This window comes from Mesorhizobium sp. M4B.F.Ca.ET.089.01.1.1 (assembly GCF_004022605.1).
GTDB classification, from domain to species: domain Bacteria; phylum Pseudomonadota; class Alphaproteobacteria; order Rhizobiales; family Rhizobiaceae; genus Mesorhizobium; species Mesorhizobium abyssinicae.
In genome coordinates this window covers 1-428 of sequence record NZ_RZOS01001464.1, presented here as the reverse complement: position 1 = coordinate 428, position 428 = coordinate 1, and the positions used below count along the sequence as shown (strand labels likewise).

General features: G+C 53.0%; 1 pseudogene. It reads right to left on the bottom strand.

The features are described 5' to 3' along the window. Window positions 1-203: 203 nt before the first annotated feature. Window positions 204-311 (bottom strand): annotated as a pseudogene (locus EN780_RS37905) (CopG family transcriptional regulator); the annotation flags it as partial. Window positions 312-428: the final 117 nt, after the last annotated feature.

The following is a 428-nucleotide window of genomic DNA, read 5'->3' as shown; positions in this document are numbered from 1 at the left end:
TCCTTGTTGTGTTCTGAGAACTCCAGCTTTACCTCGCCGAATGGCAGCTCGCAAATGATGCAATCAAAAGTGTGCATACCGCGGCAGCGACCACATTGTTTCAGTCTTTTCAACAGCGTAAGAATCTGACGGTATTTTTGACGGTACTCACTGGTTGTGTGACTTAAATTAAGTAATTGAAACAATCAGGTACGGCCTTAATTGATGATTGAGTGGGATTGATCGCGTCGCGCCGCATAGTCCTGAAGCGTCGTCATGAGGGGCGGATCGAGATAGACGGAGATCTGCACTTTCTTCTGGCGAGCGGTCATGGCGGCTACAACTCCATGCCATCATCGGGGTCCAGGGAAACCTGCCGTGCCACGCCCTCTACGAGGCGGGCCAGGCGGCGATTGCTGATGGCATCATCGTCGCCATCGTCGACCGGG